General features: G+C 62.4%; 24 protein-coding genes. 6 read left to right on the top strand and 18 right to left on the bottom strand.

Annotated elements, in window-relative coordinates:
• The first annotated feature begins 23 nt into the window (after window positions 1-23).
• Complete coding sequence (locus tag DK261_RS27150) at window positions 24-257, top strand: PP0621 family protein (RefSeq protein ID WP_110177010.1); 234 nt, start codon at window positions 24-26, stop codon at window positions 255-257.
• Window positions 258-530: 273 nt separating this feature from the next.
• Window positions 531-1859: a sigma-54 dependent transcriptional regulator gene (locus DK261_RS27145; RefSeq protein ID WP_009050935.1), complete on the top strand. Its 1329-nt coding sequence runs from the start codon at window positions 531-533 to the stop codon at window positions 1857-1859.
• On the opposite strand, the gene thiO is transcribed toward DK261_RS27145, so the two are convergent.
• From thiO to DK261_RS27110, 7 genes are read right to left on the bottom strand one after another with little or no spacing between them, the layout of a single operon-like run.
• A complete protein-coding gene (gene thiO, locus DK261_RS27140; protein ID WP_103330734.1) occupies window positions 1856-2956 on the bottom strand; it encodes a glycine oxidase ThiO in 1101 nt (366 codons plus the stop codon). The two genes, DK261_RS27145 and thiO, sit on opposite strands and share 4 nt — an antisense overlap.
• A 54-nt stretch (window positions 2957-3010) precedes the next feature.
• On the bottom strand, window positions 3011-3412 hold the full coding sequence (locus DK261_RS27135) for a type IV pilin protein (RefSeq protein ID WP_009050937.1): 402 nt from the start codon (window positions 3410-3412) through the stop codon (window positions 3011-3013).
• A gap of 13 nt (window positions 3413-3425) precedes the next feature.
• Window positions 3426-6497 carry a pilus assembly protein gene (locus DK261_RS27130; protein ID WP_110177009.1) on the bottom strand — a complete coding sequence of 1024 codons (3072 nt, stop codon included), beginning with the start codon at window positions 6495-6497 and terminating at the stop codon, window positions 3426-3428.
• Complete coding sequence (locus tag DK261_RS27125) at window positions 6484-6960, bottom strand: PilX N-terminal domain-containing pilus assembly protein (RefSeq protein ID WP_231999306.1); 477 nt, start codon at window positions 6958-6960, stop codon at window positions 6484-6486. Before DK261_RS27125 ends, DK261_RS27130 begins: the two co-directional genes overlap by 14 nt.
• Before the next feature lie 11 nt (window positions 6961-6971).
• Window positions 6972-7682, bottom strand: coding sequence for a PilW family protein (locus DK261_RS27120; protein WP_028683446.1), 711 nt, complete (start codon window positions 7680-7682; stop codon window positions 6972-6974).
• Window positions 7679-8134 (bottom strand): type IV pilus modification protein PilV, encoded by a 456-nt coding sequence (pilV, locus tag DK261_RS27115; protein WP_009050941.1) that lies wholly within the window; start codon window positions 8132-8134, stop codon window positions 7679-7681. Before pilV ends, DK261_RS27120 begins: the two co-directional genes overlap by 4 nt.
• On the bottom strand, window positions 8131-8601 hold the full coding sequence (locus tag DK261_RS27110; protein WP_028683445.1) for a GspH/FimT family pseudopilin: 471 nt from the start codon (window positions 8599-8601) through the stop codon (window positions 8131-8133). The genes pilV and DK261_RS27110 overlap by 4 nt, the downstream gene beginning before the upstream one ends.
• A 133-nt stretch (window positions 8602-8734) precedes the next feature.
• On the opposite strand from DK261_RS27110, the gene DK261_RS27105 reads away from it, so the two are divergent.
• Window positions 8735-9259, top strand: a complete 525-nt coding sequence (locus DK261_RS27105) for a GspH/FimT family protein (protein ID WP_009050943.1) — start codon at window positions 8735-8737, stop codon at window positions 9257-9259.
• On the opposite strand, the gene ispH is transcribed toward DK261_RS27105, so the two are convergent.
• From ispH to murJ, 6 genes are all read right to left on the bottom strand, one after another.
• Window positions 9260-10207 carry a 4-hydroxy-3-methylbut-2-enyl diphosphate reductase gene (gene ispH / locus DK261_RS27100; protein ID WP_028683443.1) on the bottom strand — a complete coding sequence of 316 codons (948 nt, stop codon included), beginning with the start codon at window positions 10205-10207 and terminating at the stop codon, window positions 9260-9262.
• A gap of 139 nt (window positions 10208-10346) precedes the next feature.
• Complete coding sequence (fkpB, locus tag DK261_RS27095) at window positions 10347-10784, bottom strand: FKBP-type peptidyl-prolyl cis-trans isomerase (protein WP_172833189.1); 438 nt, start codon at window positions 10782-10784, stop codon at window positions 10347-10349.
• Between the two features lie 7 nt (window positions 10785-10791).
• Window positions 10792-11304 (bottom strand): signal peptidase II, encoded by a 513-nt coding sequence (gene lspA, locus DK261_RS27090; protein ID WP_009045705.1) that lies wholly within the window; start codon window positions 11302-11304, stop codon window positions 10792-10794.
• Window positions 11297-14128, bottom strand: coding sequence for an isoleucine--tRNA ligase (ileS, locus tag DK261_RS27085; protein ID WP_110177007.1), 2832 nt, complete (start codon window positions 14126-14128; stop codon window positions 11297-11299). The genes lspA and ileS overlap by 8 nt, the downstream gene beginning before the upstream one ends.
• Window positions 14129-14141: 13 nt before the next feature.
• Complete coding sequence (gene ribF, locus DK261_RS27080) at window positions 14142-15086, bottom strand: bifunctional riboflavin kinase/FAD synthetase (protein ID WP_016703694.1); 945 nt, start codon at window positions 15084-15086, stop codon at window positions 14142-14144.
• 129 nt (window positions 15087-15215) lie between these two features.
• Window positions 15216-16754 (bottom strand): murein biosynthesis integral membrane protein MurJ, encoded by a 1539-nt coding sequence (gene murJ / locus DK261_RS27075; protein ID WP_009050948.1) that lies wholly within the window; start codon window positions 16752-16754, stop codon window positions 15216-15218.
• Between the two features lie 253 nt (window positions 16755-17007).
• Here murJ and rpsT point away from each other — a divergent pair, with 253 nt between their 5' ends.
• Complete coding sequence (gene rpsT, locus DK261_RS27065; protein WP_009050949.1) at window positions 17008-17286, top strand: 30S ribosomal protein S20; 279 nt, start codon at window positions 17008-17010, stop codon at window positions 17284-17286.
• A 154-nt stretch (window positions 17287-17440) separates the two neighbouring features.
• On the opposite strand, the gene DK261_RS27060 is transcribed toward rpsT, so the two are convergent.
• From DK261_RS27060 to rplU, 5 genes are all read right to left on the bottom strand, one after another.
• The gene (locus DK261_RS27060) at window positions 17441-17905 is read right to left on the bottom strand and encodes a CreA family protein (protein WP_053280991.1); all 465 of its coding nucleotides are present in this window, start codon (window positions 17903-17905) and stop codon (window positions 17441-17443) included.
• 10 nt (window positions 17906-17915) lie between these two features.
• Window positions 17916-19034 carry a glutamate 5-kinase gene (gene proB, locus DK261_RS27055; RefSeq protein WP_110177006.1) on the bottom strand — a complete coding sequence of 373 codons (1119 nt, stop codon included), beginning with the start codon at window positions 19032-19034 and terminating at the stop codon, window positions 17916-17918.
• A 150-nt stretch (window positions 19035-19184) separates the two neighbouring features.
• Complete coding sequence (gene cgtA / locus DK261_RS27050) at window positions 19185-20408, bottom strand: Obg family GTPase CgtA (protein ID WP_007924745.1); 1224 nt, start codon at window positions 20406-20408, stop codon at window positions 19185-19187.
• A 195-nt stretch (window positions 20409-20603) separates the two neighbouring features.
• Window positions 20604-20861 carry a 50S ribosomal protein L27 gene (gene rpmA, locus DK261_RS27045; RefSeq protein ID WP_003228360.1) on the bottom strand — a complete coding sequence of 86 codons (258 nt, stop codon included), beginning with the start codon at window positions 20859-20861 and terminating at the stop codon, window positions 20604-20606.
• A 35-nt stretch (window positions 20862-20896) separates the two neighbouring features.
• The gene (gene rplU, locus DK261_RS27040; RefSeq protein ID WP_007924746.1) at window positions 20897-21208 is read right to left on the bottom strand and encodes a 50S ribosomal protein L21; all 312 of its coding nucleotides are present in this window, start codon (window positions 21206-21208) and stop codon (window positions 20897-20899) included.
• A 241-nt stretch (window positions 21209-21449) separates the two neighbouring features.
• Here rplU and DK261_RS27035 point away from each other — a divergent pair, with 241 nt between their 5' ends.
• Complete coding sequence (locus tag DK261_RS27035) at window positions 21450-22418, top strand: polyprenyl synthetase family protein (RefSeq protein WP_009045711.1); 969 nt, start codon at window positions 21450-21452, stop codon at window positions 22416-22418.
• A gap of 146 nt (window positions 22419-22564) precedes the next feature.
• Window positions 22565-22906, top strand: a complete 342-nt coding sequence (locus DK261_RS27030) for a zinc ribbon domain-containing protein YjdM (protein ID WP_007924748.1) — start codon at window positions 22565-22567, stop codon at window positions 22904-22906.
• Window positions 22907-23046 lie beyond the last annotated feature (140 nt).

Genomic DNA, 23046 nt, shown 5'->3' with positions numbered 1-23046 from the left:
CCTCACTCACATAGCTGGCTACCATGCTTCGTTTACTGTTCTGGATCGCCCTGATTGCCGCTGCGGTATGGCTCTGGCGCAAATTCAAGCAGCCCGCCTCCGGCACCGCTGCTCCCCGCGACCCCAGCACCACGCCCATGGTGCGCTGCGCCCATTGCGGCGTGCACCTGCCCCGTGACCGGGCGCTGAGCCTCGAGCAACAGTGGTATTGCAGCCAGGCCCACCTGGAGCAAGGCCCGATCTCCCGCGATCGCTGAGCCTCGACCGGCAGTGGTGCAGATGACGTCGAAAGCGCGTTGTTTGCACCGCTGAATAATTCGCTACAAAAAAGCCTCCAGCCCACCCTCGTCTCATATCCGGCCGGCAACCCTCGGCAAACCGGGCATATGCCCTGCACATCATCCTGAACCCGGCCAAACAACCCGGCCCTGAGCAGGGCCAACGACCTCAAGCCTGCCTAGACTTCACGACACGCCAGGATGGCGGGTGCTCTCGCACCTCTTTCGCTCACGGATGAAGCAGTAAGCAGCATGAGCCCACAGCAAAAAGTCCTGATCGTCGATGACGATCCAGGCATTCGCGAATATCTGGAAATCAGCCTCGGCCGGATGCAGCGCCATACCCGTAGCGCCCGCACCCTGGGTGAAGCGCGTCACTGGCTGGCCCGGGAAGGTTTCGACCTGTGCCTGAGCGACCTGCATCTGCCCGACGGCACGGGGTTGGAATTACTCGAGCATATCCAGCGCCACCGGCTGCGAATGCCACTGGCCATCCTCAGCACCTGCGCCCGCCAGGAAACCGCGGTCCGGGTCCTGAAGGCCGGCGCCATCGACTTCCTGAGCAAACCCGTGGCCCTGGCCCGCTTGCGCGAGCTACTGAACGGCGCCCTGCCCAAATCGATACCACCGAAGCCTGTTACTGGCCCCTTGCTGGGCAATTCGACCGCCATGCACAAACTGCGTGGACAGATCCACAAACTGGCCCAGAGTCAGGCCTCGGTCTATATCAGCGGAGAGTCCGGCAGCGGCAAGGAACTGGCCGCCCGTGCGATTCACGACCAGGGACCACGGGCCAGCCAGGGCTTCGTGCCGATCAACTGCGGGGCTATTCCGCCGGAACTGATGGAGAGCGAGTTTTTCGGCCATCGCAAAGGCAGCTTCAGCGGTGCCGTCGAAGACAAACCCGGCCTGTTCCAGGCAGCGCACGGCGGCACCCTGTTTCTCGATGAGGTGGCCGATCTGCCACTGGCAATGCAGGTCAAATTGCTCCGTGCGCTCCAGGAGAAGGCGGTGCGCTGTGTCGGCGGACAGCAGGAGGTCCAGGTTGATGTGCGCATTCTCTGCGCCACCCACAAGACGCTGCAGGCGGAAGTGCATGCCGGACGCTTTCGCCAGGATCTCTACTACCGCCTCAACGTGATCGAACTGGCGGTGCCACCGCTACGGGCGCGCAAGGCTGATATCGAACCCTTGGCCACAGCCATCCTCGAGCGCCTGGCACAGGGCAACGGCCAACAGTTGGCGCGGCTCCAGCCAGGCGCGCTGCTGGCACTCCAGGGCTACGACTTTCCCGGCAACGTGCGCGAGCTGGAGAACCTGCTCGAACGGGCGCACACCCTGTGCGAGAACCGGCAGATCGAAGCACGCGACCTGCAACTGACACCAAACGGCGCACACCCGGCCATCGCGCCCGGCCCGGCACAGGTGATCGACCTTGAAGGTTATCTGCAGGAAGTCGAGCGCCGGCTGATCCTCCAGGCCCTGGAGCACACCCGCTGGAACCGCACGGCGGCGGCCCAGCGCTTGAGCCTGTCGTTTCGTTCGATGCGCTACAGGCTGAAGAAACTCGGCCTGGATTAGATGCGCCCACTGGGCGCATAAGGCGCCGGGTCGATGATCGGCTCCCGGCCCAGCATCAGGTCGGTGAACAGCTGGCAGGACGCGGGCGCCAGGACCAAGCCATTGCGGTAATGCCCGCAGTTCAGCCACAGCCCCTCCAACCCCGGCACCGGGCCGATATAGGGAATGCCTTCGGGCGAACCCGGACGCAAGCCCGCCCAATGCCCCACCACCTCGGCCTGCGCCAGTGCCGGGATCAACTCGATGGCCGAAGCCTTCAGGCTTTCCAGGGCCGATGCGGTCGGGGTCTTGTCGAAGCCTTCGTGCTCCAGGGTGCTGCCGATCAGGATATGGCCGTCGCGCCGGGGAATCGCATAACGCCCCTTGGCCAGGACCATGCAGGAAAGAAAGTCCGAGGCGCACTTATAGAGAATCATCTGGCCTTTGACCGGCTCCACCGGCAATGCCAGGCCCAGGCTCTTGAGCAATTCGCCGCTCCAGGCTCCTGCCGCCAGCACCACCTGGTCGCCACGGATTTCGCCCAGGGAGGTCTGCACCCCGAGGACTCGCTCACCTTCGCGGATAAACCCGCTGACTTCGCAGTGCTCGTGAATGGTCACCGCCGGCAACGCCGACAGTGCGGCCTTCAGCGACTTGACCAGGCGCGGATTGCGCACGTTGGCCACGTCGGCCATATAGATCGCCCGCGAAAAACCGCCGCCGAGCACCGGCACCGCGTCATGAGCCACTGAGATATCCACAGCGCTCAATGGCCGCTGTTCGCGCTGGGCCCAGGCCAGCGCTTCGGCTTCGTCGTCCAGGTCCAGCCAGTACAGGCCGGTGGTATGCACTTCGGGATCGACACCGGTGGTGGCGAACAGGTGTTCGGCCAGCTGTGGATAAAAGTCCTGCGACCAATGCGCCAGCGCCGTGACTGCCGGGCTGTAGCGCCAGGGGTAGAGCGGCGAAACGATCCCGCCGCCGGCCCAGGAGGATTCCTGGCCGACATTCGAACGCTCGAGCAGCACCACCTGCTGCCCGGCGGACGCCAGGTTGAACGCGGTCAGCAGGCCGATCACTCCACCGCCAACAATCACCACTTGCTGTTGCTTTGCCATAGTCCAGTCCAGGAAGAAAAAACACCGGGCACCGCCAGCACCCGACAAGGTTGCTCAGCGTCCCCAGCAGTCTTTGCTGGTCACCCCGTCGGCCATATTGTTGTTGCCCATGGCACCGGTGTGGCTAAGGGTGAACTCGCCGCACTTGTCGCCGGCCATCATGCTCTCGCTTTTCGGCGTCGCGGTCAGGGTGAAGCTCTGGTCGGCCAACACTGGCGTGATGCTGTAGTCATCGTTGCCGGCACTGAGGCCCGGAGCGTTGCTGTAGACACCGCCCTTGGAGTGGAAACGCTCGAGGCTCTGCGCCTGCTCCGACAGCAGGCCGGCGATTTGCGTGCGATGGGTTTTCTTCACGTACTCGGTGATGCTGGGAAGGCTCAGGGTGACGACGAGCCCGATGATCGCAATCACGATCATGATTTCGATCAGGGTAAAACCTTGGTTGGATCTACGCATGCCTCACTCTCACTTACTGTATTTGTCGCCACATGATGCGGCGGCTGCCACCGCCCGGTTTCTCGACCAGGGAGGCAATACCGCCGCCGGAATCGCTGACAATTTTGCGGGTAGCGCGGTTAAGCACAGCGCTCAACGCAGGAATGCCGCCGGTGAAAATGACACCGCTGGAAGGCGTGTCCAGGCCATCGACCACTTCGTCGCCGTTGGTGTCGAGCACCGCGTCATCGAGCATCTTACCGCTGAATGCCTCCAGCTCGACCAATTTGCCGTTGCCCGCGCTGGAACAAGGGTCGCTCGCCTCGACGGCAGCGGTGCTGAAGACAATGCGACCCGCCACCAGCGTGGCCGGGTTGATGACCCGCTCACCGCTCGACGCCTCCCCCAGCGGCAGGTACCAGCCCTGCTCGGCCGGATAACTGACGTCCGCCTGGGTGCTGGTGATATAGGAACCCGCACTGCCGGCAAACAGCCCGGTGATCGCTTGCGCCTGCAGGTCAGCCACGGTGATCCGACCTGCCCCGCCCGGGGCATCCCAGACCGCGTAGAAGCCCTGGGCATCCTTGCTGCGCTTGTCGGCCAGTTCACTGAGCTTGCCGGTGCCAAACAGCACCAGCTTGCCGCCCTCGGGATGATCCACCAGCAACGGCTGCGCGGTGATCGGCTGAGTCGCGCCACCCGGAGCGCTGAATAACGGAGCGCCGCCAAAGGCCAGCCCCCAACTGTCCGGCGCCGGACCGCTCAAATCGAACTTCCACAGATGGCCCTGGAGGTCGCCACCATAGGCCGCCTGGACCACATTCTGGCTGTCCACCCGCAATTTCACCGAGGACAAGCCGTTCTCCTGCCCATTGCCATCGACCGGGATTTTGCTGATCAGCGAGCCATCGCGAATATCCACCACATACAAGGCAGCGACCCCGGAATGGCTGCCATAACCATTGCCGATGAAGGCCGCCCAGCGCCCGTCGGCCAAGCGTGCCACTTCCGGACGGGCGTAGGCATAACCCAGGTCATTGAATGGGTGATTGATATCGGCTAACGCAGGCGCGGCGATTTCCCACAGCGCCTGGGGCGTATTGCCGGCCTGGCCATACAGCTGCACCGCGTAAAACGCCTTGCCGCCGGCTCCCGTGCCCGCCAGCGCCAGGGTTGCCCAGGCCGTGCCGAGCTGGGCATCGACTACCGTCACCGGTCCATCGGCCAGGAACCGGTGACGATCGCCATTGGCATAGCCGGGGTCGGCGATGTGATGCAGCAGCGGTAAGGCACTGGAGGGCATATAGGCGTAGCGACGCCGGCCATTCTCCGCGTCGATCAGCGAAAGCAGGCCGTCATTGGCGTTGACCAGCAAGCTCGGGGTCATGCCTTGGGCCTTGCTCGCCAGGTAGGCGCTGTAGTCGCTGTCGCCCTGCAGATCGGCGGCGTCCTGGGCGGTCGGCGCCGCCATGACCAGCGGCGAGTTGACGATGTCCCCCAGCAATCGGGTACGCACCTTGAGCCCTGCCCTGTTAGCCCCCTGGCTCCAGGCCAAGAGATCGGCTGCGCTGATGCCGGGCGGCAGATCCTGGGCGAGCGCGGCCTGCTGTGCGCCGGACAGCTGGTCATGGCGCAAGGCAACGGCGGTCCGAGTGGCGCTGTTCCAGGTATGGAAGATTCCCGGCGATGCATCGGGAACCAGGGTCGAGTCCGTGCTCCATAGCGGCGTGCTGGTATCGACCGCGCCGGCGGGGCTGATGCCGTACGCCCTGATGGTGCCGTGCCAATCGCCGGGGTCATAAGACGCCTGGAAATAACTCGAACCGCTGGCCAGCCCGGCGGCACCCGCCGTGGCGCTCCCCGCCTGGGCCGCGGAAGCCGAAACCTCGCCCAGGGCCGAGGCCAGTGCGGCGTCGAGCCCCAGCTTGTCAGTCACCGGGTAGAACTTGCCCCGGCCATAGTTCGCCGCATCCGCCAGCATGGGGTACTGCGCGTTGAGACCGATGGTGTAGGTGTTCATGTGCTGTTGCGCGAAACCCGTCGAATCCCAGCTTTTCCCCGCGATATCCAGGCCCGCTGCGCGCATGTCGATATCCACCGCCAGCTTGGCGATGTCATCCAGATACAGGCTGCTGCCCTCCTCGTTGCCGCCAGGATCAATGCCGTCATTGGGCACCCCATCCCAATCTGGCAGGCTGGCCGCCCCCTGGGGTTCACGGGAGGGAAAACTGTGGTCGTAACTGGGCAGGCCATCGGTCACCACCAGGCCGTAATTGCACTGGCAGCGGTACTGGATCGGGCTGCCATAGGTGGACGGAGAGCTGTTGTAGTAAGGCGTCAGGCCCCGAAAATAACGACTGATCTCGTAATAGGTTTCCGCCAGCGGCGCCTCGGCCGAGGCCCTGAGCCCGCCGATGGCGGACAGCAATGCCTGGTAGTTTGCGTCGGCCTGAGCCTGGCTGACCTGGTCGCTGACTGGTGCCAGATCGCTGATGGCGCGCACGATACGCCCGCCCGGCGCCAGATCGCCGCCTGCTGGCGGGTTGAAGCTCGCCAGGCCGATGCGCAGCGCGCGGTTGTCAGCCACCAGCTTGCTGGCGGCCTCACGGACCAGGGCCATCCGGTCCTGAGCGGGAATCGAGCCATCGGTGAAATCCCGGTCGCGGCCGTCGGCCAGGGCAAGCAGATAGGCCAAATAGGCAGCCGAATAACGGGTGCTGCCACGCCCTGCCGGATCAGGCAGCTTGAGGCACTGAGGCCGAGCATTGTCGCGATAGAACCCGACATAACCACTGGTGCAGCCCGCCTGGCTCAGCGCTGAAAGGGCAATCGACTCCGTACTCAAACTGGCTCCAGCCAGGCATTCGCCCGCCTGCATCCGGCAGGGCCGTACCGGCGCCCGCGCCAGCCCGGGATCGAAACCCGGGGCATAGACGATGCTGTTCATGCTCTGCGAATCGTCGAGCAGCAGCATCACATTCGGCGCCACCGCCGCCGCATTCGCCAAGGGCGCCTGGGCCGGGGTGAAGCCATAGGCTGGAGCACTCAGATACAGGCCCAGTAAAGCGCCAGCCAGCAATCCCCCAGGCCTTTCAGTACTTGGCATAGATGCTCTCCAGCACACTGCGCGAATGGCCGGCCAGCCCGACGGCAGTCACCCGGTACAGGGTCGCGGAAGTGTTGCTCGGCACATTGACCGCCCCCAGCGCCGTACCGATGTTCTGCACGCCGTAAAAGCCATTACCGGTGGCGATCCAGGTCACGCCCGAATGGCCGTTGTGGCCCGCGGCGCTGATGACCGCGGACTCGCCGGGCGGCGCGCACTGGCCGCCGGTACAGACCGGCAACGAATAACTGTCCTGCTGCACCGCGCTCTCACCGATGCGCAGGGCCATCTCCGCCGCCTGGAACGACTGGTTGCGCAGCCACAGGCCGCCGGACATCTTTTCCTGCAACGTGGCGTTCTGCATCGACGAAATGCCAATCAAGGTCAGCAGCAACAGGAACACCAGGCTCATCAGCAGCGCCATGCCGCGCTGCGCCCCCGGAGCCGTTCGATACGAAGTCATCGGCAACTCACTCACAACAGGCGATTGCGCAAGGCGGCCACCACATTGAACGTCTGCGGCCGCACGCGTGCCTGAGGATCGCTCAGGGTCAGGCTCAAGCGCACGCTGCGAATCCGCGCCGGGTCGCCTGGATCGCGACTGTAGCGGGAGGCCGCGATATCCGTGGCGGTGCTGGCGATACCGAACGACACCTCGAAGGCACTGACATTGTTCACCAGCACCGCCTGACTGGAGCCAGTGCCGGTGCCCATCAGCAGTTGATCGTTCTTCAGGCTGTACACCAGGCGCCGCACCGCAAACGCCTGCTGCCCCGTGGGGGCCTTGCGGGCGCCAGTGTAGGCGGTGGCGCTGTTGCGGCAATCGGTCAGCACGGTCCAGGTCGGGGCGCCACCGCTGTCGCCGATATCGGCCGTGACCAGCGTCAGCCGGTGGTTGGCGTTGTCCCAGCGGATCGGTGTCTGTGCATGGCCGGCGAAGTCCGAGGCGGTGCTGGAATCGGCGATGCTCTGCAGGCAGCCGAACATGCCGACCATGCGTATTTCCTGGATCATCTTGCTCAGCACGAAACGCGCGTCCTCTTGCAGGCCGGCCGAGGCGCTCTGGCTGAGGTAGGTGTTTTTGGCCGAGATGAAAATCTGCGTCACACCCAAGGCCACAATCAGGCTCAACGCCAGCGCCACCAACATTTCGATCAGGCCGAAACCGCTGTTCTCGCGTCTCATCGCTTATCCCCCGGATCCACCGCCACCCGGCTGCTCACGACAAAACTGCGGGAGCCTTCAGCAGGCGGGTCTGAGACATGGGCGGCGCGGGAGTCATCCCAGGTGATGCTGATGGTGAACACACCCTGCTTGAGGCTGATATGGCCCTCGGCGGTCGGCCCGCCAAAGCTCTCGACATTGCGCTTGAAGTCATACAGGTCCTGGTCCCGAACCACGCTGAAATTGCCGGTATCGGGCGCCGCCACGGTGTAGTCCGCGGCGCTGTTGGCGCGGATGCGATCGAGCATGTCATAGGCGATGAAGCTGGCCTGGCTGGCCATCAAGGCACTGTCGGTGTAGCGCAGGGCATTGAGCTGGACCGCCGCCGCACCAAGCAGGCCCACGCCGAGAATCAGCACCGCCACCAGCACCTCGATCAGCGTCATCCCGGCCTGCACGCTCCTGCCCGTCATTGGCACTCCCCGTTTACCGCTATCCGTCCGTTCAGGCACAGCGTGATCGTCCTGTGTTGTGCGCCCAGCACATAGGTCATGACCGGCGGAACCGCTGCCGATACGCCACCCAGCGCGTTGAATCCGATGCTGTCGAATTCAGAGGTTAGCGTCAGCCGGGCGCCGCGACTGACCGCGGGAACAACCCGCAATACATTCGTCGCCGGTCCGTCGCCTTGATAAATCGACAGCCCCCGGCTCCAGTCCGAATCCACGGCGGCCGGGCGCAGATGAATGGGCAAGCCACGGTCGATCGCCTCCAGACGCGCGTAATTCAAGCTGCGCAGCAGTTCGCTGATGTCGCTGTCGGCCTTGGCGCGCTGCGCCATCTGACTGAATGCCGGAACCACCAGGGTCAACAAAATCGCCGAAACTGCCAGGGCGACCAGCAATTCGATCAGCGTGAACCCTTCTGTGCGGTAACGCATGCCATCCCCTTGAGCGGCCAGCGGCTATAACTGGCTCTAGCACTTCGAACCTTCATAGACCGAAGGTTCGCGGTTTTGCTCAATGGCCGGGCAAGGATTGTCCGGGCCTGCCGCACTCCATGGAGGGAGAACCATGCCGCAAAAGGGTTTCGGCCTGATCGAAATAATCGTGGGGCTGGCGCTTGCCAGCCTGTTGATGCTGTTCGCCACCACCTCATTCGGGGAGTTGTTCCAGTCGACTCGCCGGCTGGATGCCGCACAGATGCTTGCCAGCGGCATCCGCAATGCGCGCACCGAAGCCATCCTGCGCCAGCAGCGAATCGTCATTCACGGGTTGAACGACGACTGGAGCCAGGGTTGGCGGATCATTCTGGATATCAGTGGCGAGGGCTCGCAGGACGGCGATAACCCGGTGCTGCTCGAACGCCGGGGAGACGCCCGGGTGGCGATTGTCGGCAATCGCCCGGTGCAGCATTTCGTGCGTTTCAGTGGCCTGGGCGATCCGCTACTGCCCAGCGGGGCCTTTCAGGCCGGGACGCTGCACATCTGCGGGGCCGATCCGGGAACGAGCCAGCATCAGGTGGTGCTTTCCCGCAGCGGGCGGGTCAGCCTGCGCAGCGACAAGGCCGCGCAGGCGTTATGCGACAGCCAGGGCTGATCAGAGCAGCGAACGAACGCGCAGCTCTTTGGGCATGGAGAAGGTGATGTTTTCTTCGCGGCCGGCCAGTTCGTCGGCGCCGGTGGCGCCCCAGGCGTGCAATTGGTCGATCACGCCCCGCACCAGCACCTCGGGAGCCGACGCCCCAGCGGTGATGCCGATGCGCTCGACGCCGTCGAACCAGCTGCGCTGCATATCCTCGGCACCATCGATCAGGTATGCCGGGGTGGCCATGCGCTCGGCCAGTTCACGCAGGCGGTTGGAGTTGGAGCTGTTCGGGCTGCCCACCACCAGTACCACATCGCACTCGTCGGCCAGTTGCTTGACCGCGTCCTGACGGTTCTGCGTGGCGTAGCAGATATCGTCCTTGCGTGGCCCGCCAATGGCCGGGAAACGCTGGCGCAGGGCATCGATGACCCGGCTGGTGTCGTCCATCGACAAGGTGGTCTGGGTCACGAACGCCAGCTTTTCAGGATTGCGCACCTGCAGGTTGGCGACGTCGTTCTCATCTTCCACCAGGTAGATCGCGCCGCCATTGCTGGCATCGTACTGGCCCATGGTGCCTTCGACTTCCGGGTGGCCGGCATGGCCGATCAGGATGCATTCGCGACCGTCGCGGCTGTAGCGCGCCACTTCGATATGCACCTTGGTCACCAGCGGGCAGGTCGCATCGAAGACTTTCAGGCCACGGCCCGCCGCTTCGCTGCGCACGGCCTGGGAAACGCCGTGGGCGCTGAAGATCACGATGACGTCATCCGGCACCTGGTCCAGCTCCTCGACAAAGATCGCTCCGCGCGCGCGCAGGTCTTCGACGACAAATTTGTTGTGCACCACTTCATGACGCACGTAGATCGGCGGTCCGAAGACCTCCAGGGCGCGATTGACGATTTCGATCGCGCGGTCCACGCCAGCGCAGAAGCCACGGGGGTTGGCGAGTTTGATTTGCATGCTGTGCCTCGTGTCTTGCGCTGTAGGAGCGAGCTTGCTCGCGAAGAACTCAAAGACACCGCGGTCATTCAGAATGCCAGCGTTATCGTTGAAGAACTTCGCGAGCACGCTCGCTCCTACAGCAGGCCGGGTTCGTTAGTTACAGCGCTTTAACGTCGATGATTTCGACATCAAAGGTCAAGGTTTTACCGGCCAACGGATGGTTGAAGTCAACCGTCACCTGGGCATCGTCAAAGGCTTTGACCACACCTGGCAGCTCGGTATTGGCCGCATCGTTGAAGATCACCAGCAGGCCTTCGGACAGCTCCATATCCTGGAACTGCGAACGCGGGATGATCTGTACATTTTGCGGGTTCGGCTGGCCAAAGGCGTTTTCCGGTTCGATGGTCAGGTTACGCTTGTCGCCCGCCTTGAAACCGAACAGGGCCGCTTCAAAACCTGGCAACAGGTTGCCGTCACCGACCTTGAAGGTCGCCGGGGCCTTGTCGAAGGTGCTGTCCACCGTGTCGCCATTCTCCAGGCGCAATGCGAAATGCAAAGTGACTTCCGTGTTCTGGCCGATGCGTTGTTCAGCCAATACCTGTTCAGTCATGAACGGCTTCTCCGGTTTTCTTGCTTTTGAACATATCCAGCGCAAGCATCACCGCACCCACGCTGATGGCGCTGTCGGCGAAGTTGAACGCCGGGAAATACCAGCGGTTCTGCCAATGCACCAGGATGAAATCGATCACATGGCCCAGGGCGATGCGGTCGTACAGGTTGCCCAGCGCGCCACCCAGCACCAGGGCCAGGGCGACCGCCAGCCAGGTTTCGTTGCGCCCCAGGCGCTTGAGCCAGACCACCAGCACCGCGCTGACCACCACCGCAATCAGGGCGAACAACCAGCGCTGCCAGCCCGAGCTGTCCGCCAGGAAGCTGAACGCCGCGCCGGTGTTGTAGGCCAGGGTCCAGCTGAAGTAATCCGGGATCACCACGATCTGCTGGTACATCGACAGCGAGCTTTCGAAGTGCAGCTTGCTGGCCTGGTCGATGACCAGGACCAGCACGCTCAACCACAGCCAGCCCAGACGGCCGAAACGGCCCGTGGCATTAGGCATAGTGACGAACCTCGCCTTCGCCGCTGATGTTGTCGACGCAGCGACCGCAGATTTCCGGGTGCTCAGGGTGCACGCCGACATCTTCACGGCAGTGCCAGCAACGGGCGCACTTGGCGAAGCTCGACTTGACCACTTTCAGCTTGAGGCCGGCGACTTCGGTTTCCACCGCATCCGTCGGGGCCTGCGCGAAAGGCGCGACGCTGGCGGTGGAGGTGATCAGCACGAAACGCAGCTCGTTGCTCAGCTTGGCCAGGTCGGCGCTCAGCGCTTCTTCGGCATACAGGGTCACTTCGGCTTGCAGGTTGCCACCGACGGCCTTGGCCGCGCGCTGGATTTCCATTTCCTTGTTGACCGCGACCTTGACCGCCATGATCCGCTCCCAGTAGGCACGGTCCAGCTCGAAGCCTTCCGGCAGCTCGCTGAGGCCCTGGTACCAGGTGTTGAGCATCACCGATTCGTTGCGCTCGCCCGGCAGGTACTGCCACAGCTCGTCGGCGGTGAAGGCGAGGATCGGTGCGATCCAGCGCACCAGCGCTTCGGAGATGTGGAACAACGCGGTCTGGCACGAACGACGGGCCTTGCTGTTGGCGCCGGTGGTGTACTGGCGGTCCTTGATGATGTCCAGGTAGAAACCGCCCAGCTCCTGCACGCAGAAGTTGTGGACCTTGGAGTAGACGTTCCAGAAGCGGTATTCGCCGTAATGCAGTTCCAGCTCGCGCTGCAGCAGCAGGGTACGGTCCACGGCCCAACGGTCCAGGGCGAGCATTTCTTCGGCCGGCAGGATATCGGTGGCCGGGTTGAAGCCGCTCAGGTTGGAAAGCAGGAAGCGCGCGGTGTTGCGGATACGCCGGTAGGCGTCGGCGCTGCGCTGCAGGATCTGGTCGGAAACCGCCATTTCACCGGAGTAGTCGGTGGCCGAGACCCACAGGCGCATGATGTCGGCGCCCAGGGTGTCGTTGACCTTCTGCGGCGCGATGACGTTGCCCAGGGACTTGGACATCTTGCGACCGTTCTCGTCGACGGTGAAACCGTGGGTCAGCAGTTCGCGATACGGCGCATTGCCATCGATCGCGCAGCCGGTCAGCAGGGACGAGTGGAACCAGCCGCGGTGCTGGTCGGAACCTTCCAGGTACAGGTCGGCACGCGGGCCGCTGGCGTGGCCCATCGGGTGCGAGCCGCGCAGTACGTGCCAGTGCGTGGTACCGGAGTCGAACCAGACGTCCAGGGTGTCGCTGATCTTGTCGTATTGCGAGGCTTCATCGCCCAGCAACTCGGCCGCGTCCATCTTGAACCAGGCTTCGATGCCTTCGTGCTCGACACGTTTGGCCACTTCTTCCATCAGTTCGACAGTACGTGGGTGCAGCTCGCCGCTTTCCTTGTGCAGGAAGAACGGGATCGGCACGCCCCAGTTGCGCTGACGGGAGATGCACCAGTCCGGACGGTTGGCGATCATCGAATGCAGGCGCGCCTGGCCCCAGGCCGGAACGAACTGAGTCTCTTCGATGGCCTGCAACGCGCGCTGGCGCAGGGTGTTGCCGCTGGTTGGCTGCTTGTCCATGCCGACGAACCACTGCGCGGTGGCGCGGTAGATCAGCGGGGTCTTGTGGCGCCAGCAATGCATGTAGCTGTGGCTGATGGTTTCGGTGTGCAGCAGCGCACCGACTTCGGTCAGCTTGTCGACGATGGCCGGGTTGGCCTTCCAGATGAACTGGCCGCCGAAGAACTCCAGCGAGCTGGCGTACACGCCGTTGCTCTGCACGGGGTTGAGGATGTCGTCGTTGACCATGCCGTAACGCTTGCAGGTCACGAAGTCATCTTCGCCGTAGGCTGGCGACGAGTGAACCACGCCGGTACCGGCGCCCAGCTCGACGTAGTCAGCCAGGTACACCGGCGACAGGCGATCGTAGAACGGGTGACGGAAGTTGATCAGCTCCAGCGCCGAACCCGGGGCGGTGGCGATCACCGAGCCTTCCAGGTTGTAGCGGGCCAGGCAGGACTCCACCAGCTCTTCGGCCAGGACCAGCAGCTTGTCGCCAGCATCGACCAGGGCGTAGTTGAACTCAGGGTGAACGTTCAGCGCCTGGTTGGCCGGGATGGTCCACGGAGTGGTGGTCCAGATCACGATCGAAGCCGGCTTGCTCAGCTTGGCCAGGCCAAAGGCGGCGGCCAGCTTGTCTGCGTCGGCAATCGGGAAGGCCACGTCGATGGTCGAGGACTTCTTGTCCTGGTACTCGACTTCCGCTTCAGCCAGGGCCGAGCCGCAGTCGAAACACCAGTTCACCGGCTTGAGGCCCTTGAACACGAAACCGCCCTTGACCATTTCCGCCAGGGCACGGATTTCCCCGGCTTCGTTGGCAAAATCCATGGTCTTGTACGGGTTGGCCCAGTCGCCCAGCACACCCAGGCGGATGAACTCGGCCTTCTGGCCTTCGATCTGCTCGGTGGCGTAGGCGCGGCACAGCTCGCGGGTCTTGTCCGAGGACAGGTTCTTGCCGTGGGTCACCTCGACCTTGTGCTCGATCGGCAGGCCGTGGCAGTCCCAGCCCGGAACATAAGGCGCGTCGAAGCCCGCCAGGGTCTTCGAGCGGATGATCATGTCCTTGAGAATCTTGTTGACCGCATGACCGATGTGAATCGAGCCGTTGGCGTAGGGCGGACCGTCGTGAAGAACGAACTTCGGACGATCCTTGCCAATTTCGCGCAACTTACCGTACAGGCCAATGCTGTCCCAGCGCTGCAGAATCTGCGGTTCGCGCTGAGGCAGGCCGGCCTTCATTGGGAAGGCGGTGTCCGGAAGGTTTAGCGTGGCTTTATAGTCGGTCATTTAAGGCTCTTCATTAGCGATTGGCGCTATGGGTACGTGCAACTTCGGCACGGGCGGCGGCGACATCCGCGTTGATCGCCGTCTTCAGCGCCTCCAGAGAGGCGAAACGCTGCTCTTCACGCAGCTTGTGGTGGAAAACCACCGTCAAACGCCGGTCATACAGATCGCCGGCAAAATCTAAAAGATGGACTTCCAGGTGGGCCTTGCCATCACCTGCCACCGTCGGCCGCACGCCAATGTTGGCGACGCCCGGCCAGGTCTTGCCGTCGATGTCGACATTGACCAGGTACACCCCGGACAGCGGTACACGGCGGCGCTTGAGCTGCACATTGATGGTTGGCGTACCTAATTGGCGCGCCAGCTTCTGTCCGTGCAGGACCCGCCCGGCGATGCGGAACGGGCGACCGAGCAGACGCTCGGCCAATACGAAATCGGCAGCCGCCAGGGCATTGCGGACCTGGGTGCTGCTGACGCGCAGGCCATCCAGCTCGACAGTCTGCGCGGCCTCGACGGTAAAACCGTGGGTGATACCGGCCTTTTGCAGGAAGTCGAAGTCACCGACCCGGTCGCAACCAAAACGAAAATCGTCGCCGACTTCCAGATGCTGCACACCCAGGCCATCGACCAGGATGGTCTCGACGAACTCGCTGGCGCTGAGCTTGCTCAAGCGCTGGTTGAACGCCAGGCACAAGACCCGGTCGACGCCCTCCTCGGCCAGCAGCTGCAGCTTGTCGCGCAAGCGTGCCAGACGGGCAGGAGCGGTATCCGGAGCGAAGAATTCGCGCGGCTGCGGCTCGAATATCACCACGCAGCTGGGCACGCCCAACTCAAGCGCACGCTCACGCAGCCGGCCCAGGATAGCCTGGTGGCCACGGTGAACACCGTCGAAGTTGCCAATAGTGGCGACACAGCCCCGATGCTGGGGGCGCAGATTGTGGAGGCCTCGGACCAGCTGCATAACGCGCTTCTTGCTCATAAAGTGGTCGATTATAACCACACCCGACGGCCGGTGACAGGCAACAGCACGCGCCAAAGTGATCGAACCGACAAAACCACTGCCTCGCTGGCGTTCAAGCGCCCCCGGACCTCAGTGCAACGCCTTGCGATTGAAGTCGCGCAGGCGGAAACCGAACAAGGCCAGCATGCCGAAATAGGCCACTACGCCGGCCACCACCAGCACGCCCAGACGCAGGAAACGCGCAAGCATATGCCCCTGATCCCAGGCCGGCATGAACTGCATCAGCCCCAACAACACCGCCGACATCACGCTCACCGCAACGACCAGTTTGAGGGCAAACTTGCCCCACCCTGGCTGCGGCAGGAACATCTGCTGTTTGCGCAGTTGATAGAACAGCAGACCGGCGTTGATACAGGCCCCGGCGCTGATCGCCAGCGCCAGGCCCGCATGCTTCAGCGGACCGATGAACGCCAGGTTCAGCAGTTGCGTGACAATCAGCGTGAAAATCGCGATTTTTACCGGGGTACGAATGTTCTGCTGGGCGTAGAAGCCCGGTGCCAGCACCTTGATCACAATGATCGCGAGCAAGCCGACCGAATACGCGACCAACGCCCGCTGGGTCATCGACGCATCGAAGGCGCTGAACTGGCCGTACTGGAACAGCGATACCGTCAGTGGCTCGGCCAGAATCCCCAGCGCCAACGCGCAAGGCAGCACCAGCATGAAGCACAGGCGCAGGCCCCAATCGAGAATCCGCGAATATTCATGCCGGTCCTTGTTGGCGTAAGTCTTGGCCAGTGTCGGCAGCAGGATCGTGCCCAGCGCTACCCCCAGAACCCCCGAAGGCAGCTCCATCAGGCGATCGGCGTAATACATCCAGGACACCGAGCCGGCCACCAGGAACGAGGCGAAGATGGTGTTGATGATCAGCGAAATCTGGCTTACCGAGACCCCGAGAATGGCCGGCAGCATCTGCTTCAGCACCCGCCAGACCCCGGTGTCGCGCAGGTTCAGGCGCGGCAGCACGAGCATGCCGATCTTCTTAAGATGCGGCAGCTGATACAGCAACTGCGCCAGGCCACCCGCCAGCACCGCCCAGCCCAGTGCCATGACCGGCGGATCGAAATAAGGTGTCAGGAATACCGAGAACACGATCATGGCGACGTTCAGCAACGTCGGCACGAACGCCGGGACCGAAAAGCGGTTCCAGGTATTGAGGATCGCCCCCGCCAGGGAGGACAACGAGATCAGCAATATATAAGGAAAGGTCACGCGCAACAGATCGGTGGTCAGCGTGAATTTTTCCGGAGTGTCGACAAAACCTGGCGCCGTCGCCCAGATCACCCAGGGCGCGGCGATGATCCCCAGCGCCGTCACCAGCGCCAGCACCAGGGTCAGCAGGCCGGACACATAGGCAATAAAGGTACGGGTCGCTTCCTCTCCCTGCTGGCTTTTGTATTCCGCCAGGATCGGCACGAAGGCCTGTGAAAAGGCGCCCTCGGCGAAGATGCGGCGCAGCAGGTTGGGCAGCTTGAAGGCGATGAAGAAGGCGTCCGTCGCCATTCCGGCGCCGAACGTACGCGCAATGATGGTATCGCGCACGAACCCCAGAACCCGGGAAAGCATGGTGATAGAGCTGACAGCGGCCAACGACTTGAGCAGGTTCATGGAAAGGTTTTTTGCCTGTAGATAAACAGCAGGCGAACAATGCGCCCACTTGTGCGATACTCCGCGCCGCAACAGCACAGAGCCAAAGCTCGCGAGTTTACAGGTCAAGCGCCGGAAATAAATATCCCGCCTCTTCAGATCCAACCACTCAGCGGAACGCATCAGCTGCCCTTGACAAGCCTTCAACTCATCGGCATGATTCGCGGCCTATTTTGTTTGCTATTTCCCAAAAAGTCTTTCGAGGAGCTCGACGGTGGCCAACTCACCTTCCGCCAAAAAACGTGCAAAACAGGCTGAGAAGCGTCGCAGCCACAACGCCAGCCTGCGTTCCATGGTTCGTACCTACATCAAGAATGTAGTTAAAGCCATCGACGCAAAAGACGCTGAAAAAGCGCAAGCTGCTTATGTTCTGGCCGTGCCAGTTATCGACCGCATGGCCGATAAAGGCATCATCCACAAGAACAAAGCTGCTCGCCATAAAGGCCGCCTGAATGGCCACATCAAGGCTCTGAAGCTTGCTGCTGCAGCCTAAGCGACACGCTTGTTAAAAAACCGACCCCAGGGTCGGTTTTTTATTACCTGCGATTTGCTGCTTTGAGTACTGAACCGCTATCACCAGCAATCGAGCGCCGACCGGCCGCCCCTGCAGGAATGACACAACCTGCAGGAGCAAGCCCTGAAGGCCTTTACGGGTTCTGCGCCCAAGGCAGGATCGGAATCGCCGTCACCGCATTCTGCGGACTACCCTCGATCAACCGATCGCTATAGACCAGGTACACCAGGGTATTGCGCTTCTTGTCGAGGAAACGCACCACCTGCATGGTCTTGAACACCAGCGAAGTGCGCTCCTTGAACACCTCCTCGCCATCCTTGAGCTCACCCTTGAAGCTGATTGGGCCGACCTGCCGACAAGCGATGGAGGCCTCGGCACGATCCTCCGCCAACCCCAGCCCACCCTTCACGCCACCGGTCTTGGCGCGCGACAGGTAGCAGGTCACGCCCTCCACCTTCGGATCATCAAAGGCCTCGACCACAATGCGATCGTTGGGCCCGACAAACTTGAACACCGTCGACACCTGGCCGATCTCTTCAGCGGAGGCCAGCAGCGGCATCGCCAGCAGCAACCCCAACAACCCTTTTGCTACACGCATTGGTTTTTCCTTAGACCAGAATCAGGTTGTCACGGTGAACCAACTCGGGCTCGGCCATGTACCCCAGCAAACCGACAATCGCATCAGAAGACTGACCGATGATTTTTTGCGCCTCCAGGGCGCTGTAGTTGGCCAGGCCGCGAGCGATTTCACGCCCGTCTGGCGCCACGCACACCACCATCTCGCCACGGCGGAAGCTGCCCTGCACCAGCTTGACCCCCACCGGCAGCAAGCTCTTGTTGCCTTGGGACAGGGCCGACACCGCACCATCATCCAGCACCAGGGTGCCACGGGTTTGCAGGTGCCCAGCCAGCCATTGCTTGCGCGCCGCCAGCATGCCGCGCTCAGGCGACAGCAAGGTACCCAGGCGCTCGCCCGCCTTGAGGCGATCCAGCACCCGCTCCAGGCGCCCACCGACAATGATGGTGTGCGCCCCGGAACGGGCCGCCAGGCGCGCCGCGCGCAGCTTGGTCTGCATGCCACCACGCCCGAGCGCACCACCGGTACCGCCCGCCACCGTATCCAGCGCCGGGTCGTCGGCGCGCGCCTCGTAAATCAGTTGGGCATCGGGGTTGTTACGCGGGTCCGCATCGAACATGCCGTCGCGGTCAGTGAGGATCACCAGCAGATCGGCCTCGACCAGGTTGGCCACCAGGGCCGCCAGGGTGTCGTTGTCACCGAAGCGGATCTCATCGGTAACCACGGTGTCGTTTTCATTGATGACCGGAATCACCTTGAGTTCGACCAGCGCACGCAAGGTGCTGCGGGCGTTCAGGTAACGCTTGCGGTCGGACAGGTCGTCATGGGTCAGCAGGATCTGCGCAGTGTGCAGGCCGTGCTCGGCAAAGCTCGATTCCCAGGCCTGCACCAGCCCCATCTGGCCGATGGCCGCGGCCGCCTGCAGCTCATGCATCGCACTCGGTCGTGCGGTCCAGCCCAGGCGACTCATGCCGGCCGCGACCGCACCGGAGGAAACCAATACCAGCTCGACGCCAGCCTCATGCAAGGCCACCATCTGCTCGACCCAAACGCCCATTGCCGCGCGATCCAGCCCTTTGCCGTCCGCCGTCAGCAGTGCGCTGCCGATCTTCACGACCCAGCGCTGCGCACCTGTCACCTTACTCCGCATCTTCTTCAACCTTAGCTTGAGAGCCACGCGACCGAGCGCGCCCATAAGTTATTCGTGGCTACGTTTCTTGATACTAAGCTTCTTGATACTACGTTTCCTGGATACTAAAACGCCGCTCAGTGAGCGGCGCTTGTAGTTTACTGCAACGAATCAGTCGCGGACGTAAATGATTTCCGGACCATCTTCGTCATCCACATCTTCCTCGTCCCAGTCATCGTCGCCGATGTCATGCACGCTCTTCACGCCGCTGCGGCGCAGGGCACGCTGGTCGTCCAGAGCCTGCAGCTGGGCACGCGCCTCGTCTTCGATGCGCTGATCGAGCTCAGCCAACTCGTCGGCATAAGCCGGGTCGGCAGCCAGGCGATCGGCACGATCTTCCAGATAACGCATGATGTCGCGGCTCAGGCGCTCGGTACCGTCTTTGGAAATGGCCGAGATCACGTACACCGGACCGGTCCACTCCAGGCGATCGACGATCTCCTTGACCCGCGCCTCATGCTCCTCCTCGAGGATCTGGTCGCATTTGTTCAGCACCAGCCAGCGATCACGCTCAGCCAGGGACGGGCTGAACTTGGTCAGCTCGTTGACGATCACTTCCGCAGCATCGGCCGGGCTGCTTTCATCCAGTGGCGCCATGTCCACGAGGTGCAGCAGCAGGCGAGTACGCGCCAGGTGCTTGAGGAAACGGATACCCAGGCCCGCACCATCCGAAGCGCCCTCTATCAGACCCGGGATGTCGGCGATCACGAAGCTTTTCCAGCGGTCGACACTGACCACGCCCAGGTTCGGCACCAGGGTCGTGAACGGATAGTCGGCCACTTTCGGCTTGGCCGCGGAAACCGAGCGAATGAAGGTGCTCTTACCGGCATTCGGCAAGCCCAGCAGACCGACGTCCGCCAGCACTTTCAGCTCCAGTTTGAGGTCACGCTGCTCACCCGGCTTACCCGGAGTGGTCTGGCGCGGCGCGCGGTTGGTACTGGATTTGAAACGGGTGTTACCCAGACCGTGCCAGCCGCCCTGCACCACCAGCAAACGCTGACCGGCCTTGGTCAGATCACCGATCACTTCCTGGGTACCGGCGTCGATCACCGTGGTGCCGACCGGTACGCGCAGCTCGAGATCCTCACCTTTCTTGCCGGTGCAATCGGTACTGCCGCCATTGGAGCCACGCTCGGCGTCGAAATGGCGGGTGTAGCGGTAGTCCACCAGGGTGTTGAGGTTTTCGTCGGCGATCATGTAGATCGAGCCGCCATCACCACCATCACCACCGTTCGGACCACCGTTTTCGATGAACTTTTCCCGACGGAAACTCATGCAGCCATTGCCGCCGTCGCCAGCTTTTACTCGGATCGAAACTTCATCAACGAACTTCATAACAAAACGCCTCTCGCCGCACGGGCGAGCCGAAAAACACTAAGACATAAGACTCTTGCAAAAATGAGCGCAGCGACCCCGATCAACGGCCGTAACATCCAGCGCTGGCAGCCCATACAAACAGTTTTGCAAGAGACTCACCCCACAAACGAAAAAGCCCCGTCGCAAGACAGGGCTTTTCCAGCGATCGCGCAATTAAGCCGCGACAACGCTCACGTAACGACGACCGAAGGCGCCTTTTACTTCAAACTTGATCACGCCTTCGATTTTCGCGAAGAGGGTGTGATCTTTACCCATGCCAACGCCGTAGCCAGCGTGGAATTGGGTGCCGCGCTGACGCACGATGATGTTGCCGGCCTTGATGACCTGGCCGCCATACATCTTCACGCCAAGGCGTTTGGCTTCTGAGTCGCGACCGTTACGGGTACTACCACCAGCTTTTTTGTGTGCCATGAGTTCAATTCTCCTAGTGAGGAATTAGGCTGAAATTAAGCCTGAATACCGGTGATTTTGATCTCGGTGAACCACTGGCGGTGGCCCATACGCTTCATGTGGTGCTTACGGCGACGGAACTTGATGATGCGGACTTTATCGTGACGACCTTGGGAGATCACTTCAGCCTTGACGGTTGCGCCAGCAACAACAGGTGCGCCGATGTTCACGTCGTCGCCATTGGCAACCAACAGAACGCGGTCAAAAGTCACGGATTCGCCAGTGGCGATTTCCAGTTTTTCGATCTTCAGGTATTCACCTTCAGCGACCTTGTATTGCTTACCGCCGGTAACGATTACTGCGTACATGGTATTTCTCCGATAATCCTGCTCACCCAGCTCTTTATAAGAAGAGGTATTGGCTGGCATGGCTGCATGGGGCTGGAACGGCCCAAGTGCAATTGCGTAAGGCAGGTGCTGCCCAGGAAGTTCAGGGTGCGCGATTGTACGCAAGCTGTCTTGGCGATGCAAGGGGCCGTCCATCGCGCCTTGACAGCCCCGGACGTGGGTCCTAGCATGCCGCGCAACCCTTCTGGAGCACCTGTCGCTGATGCAACCCCAAGCTTTCTACCGCGCGGTGGCGGACGATTTTAGCGCCGTCGACGGCATCATCAAGAAGCAGCTGACCTCCCGAGTGCCGCTGGTATCGAAAATCGGCGACTACATTACCTCGGCCGGGGGTAAACGCCTGCGTCCTTTATTGGTGCTGCTGTGTGGCAAGGCCCTGGGTCGCGAAGGCGACGACCTGCGCCTGCTGGCCGCCACCATCGAATTCCTGCACACCGCCACCCTGCTGCATGACGACGTGGTCGACATGTCCGGCATGCGCCGTGGCCGCTCGACCGCCAACGCCATGTGGGGCAATGCCCCGAGCGTGCTGGTGGGCGACTTCCTGTACTCGCGCTCCTTCGAGATGATGGTCGAGCTGGGCTCGATGCCGGTGATGAAGATCCTTTCGCAAGCCACCCGCATCATCGCCGAAGGCGAAGTGCTGCAGCTGTCGAAAGTCCGTGACGCCAGCACCACCGAAGAAACCTACATGGAAGTCATCCGCGGCAAGACCGCGATGCTCTTCGAAGCCTCGACCCACAGCGCCGCCGCCCTGGCCGGCGCCACCGAAGAGCAGAGCGAAGCCCTGCGCACCTTCGGCGATCACCTGGGCGTGGCCTTCCAACTGGTGGACGACCTGCTCGACTACCGCGGCGACGCGGAAACCCTGGGCAAGAACGTCGGCGACGACCTGGCCGAAGGCAAGCCGACCCTGCCGCTGATCTACACCATGCGCGAAGGCACGCCGGAACAGGCTGCCCTGGTGCGCCAGGCGATCCAGAAAGGCGGTATCGAAGACCTGGAAAGCATCCGCGCGGCCGTGGAAGCCTCCGGCTCCCTGGACTACACCGCGCAACTGGCCCGCGACTATGTCGCTCGCGCCATCGCCTGCCTGGAAGCCCTGCCGCCGAGCGAATACCGCGACGCGCTGGTGGAACTGAGCGAATTCGCTGTAGCCCGCACCCACTAAGATTCGATCGCCAGCCCGCTCCAGCCCTGCGCAGGAGCGGGCTGGCTCGCGATGCTTTCTCGCCCAATCCCCCGCGATACCCCTTCCCCGGGCAAAACCCTATATAATGTGCGCTTTTTTAGCCTTCCTGAATCCGAGGAGTCTTAGTGAGCACGTTGCCACCCTGCCCAAAATGCAATTCCGAATACACCTATGAAGACGGCGCCCAGTTGGTCTGCCCGGAATGCGCCCACGAATGGTCCGCCAACGGCGAAGCCGAGGCCGCATCCGATGAAACCGTGAAAAAAGACTCGGTCGGCAATGTCCTGCAAGACGGCGACACCATCACCGTGATCAAGGACCTCAAGGTCAAGGGCACCTCGCTGGTGGTCAAGGTCGGTACCAAGGTCAAGAACATCCGCCTGTGCGATGGCGACCACGACATCGACTGCAAGATCGACGGTATCGGCCCGATGAAGCTCAAGTCCGAGTTCGTCCGCAAGGTCTGATATTCCGGCTATCGCCCCGTGCCAGCCACGGGGTGAAGCCCTCCCCGCTCCCGCCTGATTCCCCGCCTCTCCCGCCACCTATCAAAAGGCCAGCCCTTTTGACTCACAACAATTTCCATACAGAAAAAAGCAGAAACCGC

Source organism: Pseudomonas sp. RW409, from assembly GCF_003184125.1.
Taxonomy (GTDB): Bacteria; Pseudomonadota; Gammaproteobacteria; order Pseudomonadales; family Pseudomonadaceae; genus Aquipseudomonas; species Aquipseudomonas chlororaphis_I.
The sequence above is the reverse complement of the archived record's forward strand: the minus strand, read 5'-3'. Positions and strand labels throughout refer to the sequence as shown.

Coding starts and splice junctions, on each gene's coding strand:
- DK261_RS27150 (WP_110177010.1), top strand. CDS start 24: ATGCTTCGTTTACTGTTCTGGATCGCCCTGATTGCCGCTGCGGTATGG.
- DK261_RS27145 (WP_009050935.1), top strand. CDS start 531: ATGAGCCCACAGCAAAAAGTCCTGATCGTCGATGACGATCCAGGCATT.
- thiO (WP_103330734.1), bottom strand. CDS start 2,956: ATGGCAAAGCAACAGCAAGTGGTGATTGTTGGCGGTGGAGTGATCGGC.
- DK261_RS27135 (WP_009050937.1), bottom strand. CDS start 3,412: ATGCGTAGATCCAACCAAGGTTTTACCCTGATCGAAATCATGATCGTG.
- DK261_RS27130 (WP_110177009.1), bottom strand. CDS start 6,497: ATGCCAAGTACTGAAAGGCCTGGGGGATTGCTGGCTGGCGCTTTACTG.
- DK261_RS27125 (WP_231999306.1), bottom strand. CDS start 6,960: ATGACTTCGTATCGAACGGCTCCGGGGGCGCAGCGCGGCATGGCGCTG.
- DK261_RS27120 (WP_028683446.1), bottom strand. CDS start 7,682: ATGAGACGCGAGAACAGCGGTTTCGGCCTGATCGAAATGTTGGTGGCG.
- pilV (WP_009050941.1), bottom strand. CDS start 8,134: ATGACGGGCAGGAGCGTGCAGGCCGGGATGACGCTGATCGAGGTGCTG.
- DK261_RS27110 (WP_028683445.1), bottom strand. CDS start 8,601: ATGCGTTACCGCACAGAAGGGTTCACGCTGATCGAATTGCTGGTCGCC.
- DK261_RS27105 (WP_009050943.1), top strand. CDS start 8,735: ATGCCGCAAAAGGGTTTCGGCCTGATCGAAATAATCGTGGGGCTGGCG.
- ispH (WP_028683443.1), bottom strand. CDS start 10,207: ATGCAAATCAAACTCGCCAACCCCCGTGGCTTCTGCGCTGGCGTGGAC.
- lspA (WP_009045705.1), bottom strand. CDS start 11,304: ATGCCTAATGCCACGGGCCGTTTCGGCCGTCTGGGCTGGCTGTGGTTG.
- ileS (WP_110177007.1), bottom strand. CDS start 14,128: ATGACCGACTATAAAGCCACGCTAAACCTTCCGGACACCGCCTTCCCA.
- ribF (WP_016703694.1), bottom strand. CDS start 15,086: ATGCAGCTGGTCCGAGGCCTCCACAATCTGCGCCCCCAGCATCGGGGC.
- murJ (WP_009050948.1), bottom strand. CDS start 16,754: ATGAACCTGCTCAAGTCGTTGGCCGCTGTCAGCTCTATCACCATGCTT.
- DK261_RS27060 (WP_053280991.1), bottom strand. CDS start 17,905: ATGCGTGTAGCAAAAGGGTTGTTGGGGTTGCTGCTGGCGATGCCGCTG.
- proB (WP_110177006.1), bottom strand. CDS start 19,034: ATGCGGAGTAAGGTGACAGGTGCGCAGCGCTGGGTCGTGAAGATCGGC.
- cgtA (WP_007924745.1), bottom strand. CDS start 20,408: ATGAAGTTCGTTGATGAAGTTTCGATCCGAGTAAAAGCTGGCGACGGC.
- rpmA (WP_003228360.1), bottom strand. CDS start 20,861: ATGGCACACAAAAAAGCTGGTGGTAGTACCCGTAACGGTCGCGACTCA.
- rplU (WP_007924746.1), bottom strand. CDS start 21,208: ATGTACGCAGTAATCGTTACCGGCGGTAAGCAATACAAGGTCGCTGAA.
- DK261_RS27035 (WP_009045711.1), top strand. CDS start 21,450: ATGCAACCCCAAGCTTTCTACCGCGCGGTGGCGGACGATTTTAGCGCC.